The 6730-nt window shown below is 45.5% G+C and carries 7 protein-coding genes; 5 read left to right on the forward strand and 2 right to left on the reverse strand.

What is annotated here, in order from left to right; all coding sequences use genetic code 11:
* The first annotated feature begins 93 nt into the window (after positions 1 to 93).
* From ARB69_RS17955 to ARB69_RS17965, 3 genes are read left to right on the forward strand one after another with little or no spacing between them, the layout of a single operon-like run.
* The gene (locus ARB69_RS17955) at positions 94 to 1098 is read left to right on the forward strand and encodes a sugar ABC transporter substrate-binding protein (protein ID WP_050642565.1); all 1005 of its coding nucleotides are present in this window, start codon (positions 94 to 96) and stop codon (positions 1096 to 1098) included.
* A 25-nt stretch (positions 1099 to 1123) separates the two neighbouring features.
* Entirely contained in the window at positions 1124 to 2824 is a 1701-nt protein-coding gene (locus ARB69_RS17960) for an alpha-amylase family glycosyl hydrolase (RefSeq protein ID WP_055154587.1), read from the forward strand.
* A 40-nt stretch (positions 2825 to 2864) separates the two neighbouring features.
* Positions 2865 to 3425 carry a DUF5662 family protein gene (locus ARB69_RS17965; protein ID WP_050642564.1) on the forward strand — a complete coding sequence of 187 codons (561 nt, stop codon included), beginning with the start codon at positions 2865 to 2867 and terminating at the stop codon, positions 3423 to 3425.
* A 228-nt stretch (positions 3426 to 3653) separates the two neighbouring features.
* Here ARB69_RS17965 and ARB69_RS17970 read toward each other — a convergent pair whose 3' ends face one another.
* Complete coding sequence (locus ARB69_RS17970) at positions 3654 to 3971, reverse strand: hypothetical protein (RefSeq protein ID WP_050642563.1); 318 nt, start codon at positions 3969 to 3971, stop codon at positions 3654 to 3656.
* A gap of 430 nt (positions 3972 to 4401) precedes the next feature.
* Positions 4402 to 4881, reverse strand: a complete 480-nt coding sequence (locus ARB69_RS17975) for an S-ribosylhomocysteine lyase (protein WP_050642562.1) — start codon at positions 4879 to 4881, stop codon at positions 4402 to 4404.
* Between the two features lie 272 nt (positions 4882 to 5153).
* Here ARB69_RS17975 and ARB69_RS17980 point away from each other — a divergent pair, with 272 nt between their 5' ends.
* Together ARB69_RS17980 and ARB69_RS17985 are read left to right on the forward strand one after the other, a co-directional pair.
* Positions 5154 to 5768 (forward strand): histidine phosphatase family protein, encoded by a 615-nt coding sequence (locus ARB69_RS17980; protein WP_050642561.1) that lies wholly within the window; start codon positions 5154 to 5156, stop codon positions 5766 to 5768.
* A gap of 417 nt (positions 5769 to 6185) precedes the next feature.
* Positions 6186 to 6730: recombinase family protein (locus ARB69_RS17985; protein ID WP_055154583.1), on the forward strand; the 545-nt coding region annotated here is incomplete at its 3' end.

Below are 6730 nucleotides of genomic sequence, written 5' to 3' on the forward strand. Positions count from 1 at the left end.
CACGGTCTGATCAGTAACTTCCTATTGACATTGGGGAGAAACACGATAGAATGGAAGAAGGTTCTTAAATTTTGCTGAACAGGAGGGTATTGAATGAAAAAAAAGTTACTGAGCGTATTACTCATTGTCCTGACGGCGTGTTTGCTGCTGGCAGGATGTAAAAAGAATGTGGGTACGCCTGAAGATAATGCCGTACAGGATACAGAGACAGAAGAAGGTGAAGACGAGGGGGAAGAGGAGACTGGCTATACATTTGGTTACAGCTGTATTGATATGGGGAACCCCTATTTTGACACCTTAAAGATGTCCATTGAAACCGCGCTGTCCGAACAGGAGTATCACCTGACAGTCAAGGATCCCGGCACAGATGTAAATGTACAGATTGAGCAGATTCAGGAAATGATTGAGCAGGGTGTGGATGCGGTCTTTTTGTGCCCGGTAGACTGGGAGAAGATCACGCCGGCTTTGGAAGCGCTGAAAGAGGCTGATATACCGGTGATTAATATAGATACACAGGTAAAGGATACAGATTTGATAGACGCTTATGTTGGTTCCGATAATAAAAACGCCGGGTTTCTGTGCGGTGAGGACCTGATGAAGCAGCGTCCGGACGGGGGCAGGATTGTCATTCTGGAGTGTCCGTCCATGAATTCAATTAATGAGAGAATAACAGGCTTTGAGGAGGCGATTGCCAACGGCGGTTTTGAGGTGCTGGCAAGAGCGGATGTCCAGGGAAAAAAAGAGAATGCCAAAAGTGAAATGAAGCGCATACTGGCAGAAAAACCGGAGATAGACGCTGTCATGTGCGGAAATGACCAGGTGGCGCTCGGAGTGCTGGAGGCCGTGGAAGAAGCGGGCAGAAACGATATCCTGATATATGGCGTAGACGGCTCGCCGGGAGTGAAGAGTGAGCTCTCGAAAGCAGGGACCTCCATTGCAGGAACCGGTGCACAGTCGCCCATCAATATCGGTAAAAAAGCCGTGGAAACGGGGATTGCCATCCTGGAAGGCAATGATTATGAAAAAGAAATTTATGAGGAAACATTTTTTATAAATAAGGATAACGTAGAGATGTATGGAACTGACGGCTGGCAGTGACAGCAGGAAGAGAGGACTTCAGATTATGAAAAAAGTACAGGGAAGCCCGCGGCCATTAGGCGTGACAATCGGAACCGAAAGCATGAATTTTGCCGTTTCCGTACCACCGGGGAAGTTATGTGAGCTGCTGCTGTACCGGGCTGGCAGTGCGGACGTTGAGGCAGTATATCCCATGCAGGAAGACCCTGCGATGGGAGAGGTACGCTTTCTTGCACTGGAAGGGCTCAACCCGCAGGAATATGAGTATAATTACCGGATCGGCGGGAAGGTCACTCTGGATCCATATGTGAGGCGCATAACCGGCCACCGTGACTTTGGTCAGAAAGAAGATCTGGAGTCGCATAAAGTACGGGGCGCCTTTCTGACGGGGAACTTCGAATGGGATGAGGACAGAAGACCCTGCATCCCTTATCATGAAGTTATTGCCTACAGTCTCCATATCCGTGGATTTACCATGCACAGTTCTTCAAAGGTAAAGCATAAGGGGACTTATATGGGAGTGGTGGAAAAGCTTCCATATCTGCAGGAACTTGGAATCAACCAGATACAGTGCATGCCCGTCTACGAGTTTGAAGAGTATGCGGGAAAACGAACAAATTACTGGGGCTATGGCCGGGGCTGTTATTTTGCGCCCAAGGCGGCCTACAGTGCTGCGGGAGATGCTGCCGCAGAGTTAAAAGAAATGGTAAAAGCCTTCCACAAAGCAGAAATAGAGGTCATCCTGGAAATGCCTTTTGAGGAGGGCATTCTGCATCAGACCGCTCTGGAATGCCTGCAGTACTATATGCTGGAATACCATGTAGACGGGTTTGTGGTCAATCCCTATCATGTATCATGGGACGGGCTTATGGCTGATCCTCTTTTAAAGGGGGTCAAGATTCTGAAAAAGGAAGAGTGGTTCCAGAATGTGATGCGCCGGTTCCTGAAGGGGGACGAGGGGATGATAGACGATGTGATATGGGCGCTCCGCCGCAACACAAAGGAGGATGGCTGCTGCAACTATATAACCGCGCACACCGGGTTCACCCTGGCGGATCTTGTATCCTATGATGAAAAGCACAACGAGGCTAACGGTGAACATAATCACGATGGTCCCGTCTATAATTACAGCTGGAACTGCGGCGCAGAGGGACCCAGCAGAAAACGCTCCATTATGGAGCTTCGCAGAAATCAGATAAAAAACGCATTCTTTCTCCTGTTGACAGCCCAGGGAACTCCCTGTCTGCTTGCAGGTGATGAGTTTGAAAATACCCAGAAGGGAAATAACAATGTTTACTGCCAGGACAATGAACTATCCTGGCTGAATTGGAATAGACTAAAGAATAATGATTCCTTATTCCAGTACGTAAAAGCGCTGATTGCTCTCCGCAGGGATCATCCCGTGCTGCACAGGCCGGATGCGCTGCTGGGGCTGGATCAGATCTCGTGCGGCACTCCGGATGTATCCTATCACGGGGAAAATGCATGGCAGGTACCGGCAGATGTCTCAAGCAGACAGCTGGGGGTCTTGTACTGTGCAAGCGGGCAGAACGACAATGACTGTTTTATAGCCTACAATATGCATTGGGTTAAACATACATTTGCCCTGCCTGCCCTGCCAAAGAAAAAGAAGTGGTACCGGGTTATGGACACGGCAGAGGGAATACTGGAAAAGCCGCAGCTTCTGGAAAACCAGAAGACAATGGTATTAAAAGAAAGAAGCATCTTGCTTCTGATCGGAAAATAAATACCGGCTGGCAGGAAGACAGGAAGGACGTTAAAGCGGTATGAAAGCAATACGGCATTTTTGTACAATAACCAGACATAAACTATTGGTCATGAAGGAATGCTTCCGGGTGGGCCTGTACTGGCAGGGGCTCTTGCATGACCTTTCCAAATACAGCTGGACAGAATTCAGCGTAGGCTGCAGATACTATCAGGGAAACAGAAGCCCAAACAATGCGGAGCGGGAGGAAAAGGGCCTGTCCAAGGCATGGCTGCATCATAAAGGCCGGAATAAACATCATTATGAATATTGGATTGATTATGGATTAAACGGCGAAAAAGATATGACAGGCATGAAAATGCCGGTCCGTTATGTAGTAGAAATGTTTCTGGACCGCATCGCGGCCTGCAGAATATACAAAGGCAAAGCTTATAAGAAGACCGATCCCCTTGAGTACTTTATGGCGGGGAAGGGACACTATCTGATGCACAAGGAAACCGAGGCGCTGCTGGAAAAACTGCTGGTTATGCTCGCTGAGAAAGGCGAAGAGCCGACCTATCAGTATATCCGAGAGGAAGTGCTTCGCAGAAATAACCGCTATACAAAATCATGCCGGGGGTAGAGGCAGAAGAACATAAATAAGGGGAAACAAAAAGAACGATAAAAAGCCAGCATATAAACGCAGAGGGCAGGTAAGTGCATGCAGAATCCAATTGCACGGGATGCCTTCACCACAGGACATAGGGGTTGTGGAAAGTTTATTTGCTGGCTGTTATGGTTGGGTGATATTCAGATTTGACTTACTGTTTTACATATCTGTTTGGCAGGAATACATTATAAGCAGGGGATATCATTTCTTTTCCGACAATCTTTCAAGCCTCTTTTTTAATGAGGCAATTTCTTCGGCCTGTCTAATTAGCAGAGAATCTTTTTTATCGAGCTGCTCCTTTTGTTCTTTAATTACTTTCTCTTGTTCCTCGATCATATACTGCACCGTGTTGCGGTCGAGTTCAGCAAGTTCCTTAGAATACATATTCATCACTCCCTCGATATTGCGGCACATCTCATAGACATCCTCATACAAACCTCTGAATTCTGGGAACCGCTCAATCAAATCCATTATACGTTCGGGTTCATCAAATGCCAGAAACGAAAGCCAGGCATCCAATCTCTCCGAGCACCTCCTTTCTTGTCTGAATAATCGGAAAATAATCCTTCAGCATTTTAGCCATAAGCAGACTCCTCCTCTGTTAAAATAAATTTTTCTAATTACGGATAACACTTCGAAAATGAAGCACCGGAATAAGATAGAAATCCCGTGGCCTGAAATTGGTATGAACACCAGCCACTTAAGATAAAATCAGAATACCACAGCAAAACTCCAAGGTCAAGAACTACACTGGATAATGAGATGAAAAAAGAACACACTTGAAACAAAACTAAAATGCAGCCTACTTCCATTGGTCGTAACCATTAAATTTCTAAAAAAGTGAAGGAGTCCACATTCCTGGATGAAACATCCGCAGTAGCGTAACATAGGAACGGATGGAAGCGCTGTCTCTATGTTACACTACTATGGTGTCCAAGCAACTACTTCCTTACTCCGGATAATACATTTGATAATCCTGTATGTCGATGAGCACATTCTGCAGATATTTTTTCGCCACATATTTCGCCATAGGAAGATTCATGTCCAGATAATTGCCGCAGTCCCTGGCTGCTGCGCCTGGCACTTCTCCTTCAAATCCAGATATATAACTGAACATATCCCTGATAAGCCCAACGATATCTTCCGGCTGATATTGTCCTGCCAGAAGCAGATAAAATCCGGTCCGGCATCCCATCGGCCCGAAATAGAGCACTTTGTCTTTAAAATCGGGATGGTTCCTCAGAAAGGTAGCGCCGATGTGCTCCAATGTATGAACTTCAGCGGTATTCATAACTGGTTCATCATTTGGGCTGGTCATACGAATATCAAAAGTAGTAATAGGATTTCCGTTTACCTCATCTCTTCTGGAAACATAAAGACCTGGAACCAATTTTAAATGGTCTATTGTAAAACTTGCAATTTTTTCCATAATAATCTCCTTTTTGTATACCCAGGGGCAGCCAACAACCTATGTACTGCGGGTGGATCCACATGCAAGGGATTGGCGGCAGAATCCCCTGGGGTATTAAGTTAATTTAATTTCACCAACTATTATAAAGGCATCTGGTAAATAAGACAAGAAGTAAAAGTTGACGAAAGAAAAAGTAATGATTATACTAAATAAGCAGAGAAATATGATTTACGAAAAAGTATCCTGTAAAATATGTTTATTCATAAGATTATATATCAGGGAGGCAGATAATGAAGTTATATCTTGTTCGCCATGGCGAAACAGCATGGAATAAATTAAAAAAAGTTCAGGGACATTCCGATATTTCCTTGAATGCGTATGGAAGATACCTGGCGGAAGAGACGGCAAATGGGCTGAGGGATATTTCGTTTGCCGCCGCATATACGAGTCCTTTGTCCAGGGCGAAGGAAACAGCGCAACTAATTCTGGCAGGGAGAAATGTACCGTTATATGAGGATATCCGGATCCAGGAAATGGGATTTGGCGTAGCAGAGGGAATGTGCTGCAGGGGCGAGAACAAAGAGCCGGGCAGCGATGAGTTTAACAAACTTTTTACTGACACGAAGAACTATATTGTGCCTGAAGGGGGAGAATCGATCAGACAACTGGAAGACAGGATCCAGGACTTTCTTCAGGAGTTGTATGCCAGAACAGAGTATGAGGATAAAACACTTTTGATTTCTACACATGGAGCCGCCCTCACAGCAATGCTGAACCTTATAAAAGGACAGAAGGATATTGCGAGATTCTGGGAAAACGGAGTACCTGCGAATTGTTCAGTGACTGAAGTTACAGTACAGAATGGAAGAGCAGAAATCATTGAAGAAGGACGGGTGTATTATTAGAAAAAGGCCAGTCGAGAACCGGAGGGCGGAGAAATGCTAGTATTAGTGCACTACTGTACTAGTACCTCGAATAATAATTAACTTGCATTTACAATGCACCAGTCAGCCGGAGTAATTAAAAGAAGGACTGCACAGGCAGCCTGGACATTCCAGCCGAAGCCGGAAGGCTGCGCGTTCTGGAACCAGGAACAGGTATAATCCGGATTATACTTTTGCCTTTGCTGTCCTCCTTTTGCGTTGTAATATCTTCCTATGAAAACGATATTGCATAAGCCGCCCCGCGTTTTGTGAACGCATTCTGCTCCCCTAAAAGCAACCCGCCTAACACCTGTCAAAATACATAATTGGAAAAATATACCAGCAAGAGGCGGTGTATAAATATGCGATAATAGTTGTGTCGTAAAAGGAGGGAAAATAATGCACAAAAGCTTTGGTTATGTTAGGGTATCTTCAAAAGACCAGAATGTAGAACGACAGTTGGTTGCAATGGAATCCCTGAAGATACCGGAAAAAAATCTTTACGTTGAAAAAATATCCGGAAAAGACTTTGACAGGCCCGAGTATAAAAGACTTTTGAAAAACCTGAAAGAGGAGGACGTGCTCTATGTAAAGTCAATTGACCGCCTGGGCAGAAACTATGAGGATATTATTGAGCAGTGGAGATACATAACGAAGGAGATAGGCGCGGACATTGTGGTGATTGATATGCCGCTTCTGGATACCAGAAAAGGAAAAGATCTGGTAGGAACATTGATTGCCGATATTGTACTGCAGCTGCTGTCATTTGTTGCACAGAGCGAGCGTGAAAGTATCCGCCAGAGGCAGGCCGAAGGCATCGCAGTAGCAAAGGCGCGGGGAGTTCGTTTTGGCAGACGCAGCCTGAAGATACCAAAAGCATTTGAGAAAACCTATTGGCAGTGGAAGCGCAATGAAATCAGCGCCAGAGAAGCCTCAAGAAGGCT

Origin of the sequence: Faecalicatena contorta, assembly GCF_001404335.1 — a bacterium.
Classification (GTDB): domain Bacteria; phylum Bacillota; class Clostridia; order Lachnospirales; family Lachnospiraceae; genus Faecalicatena; species Faecalicatena contortus_B.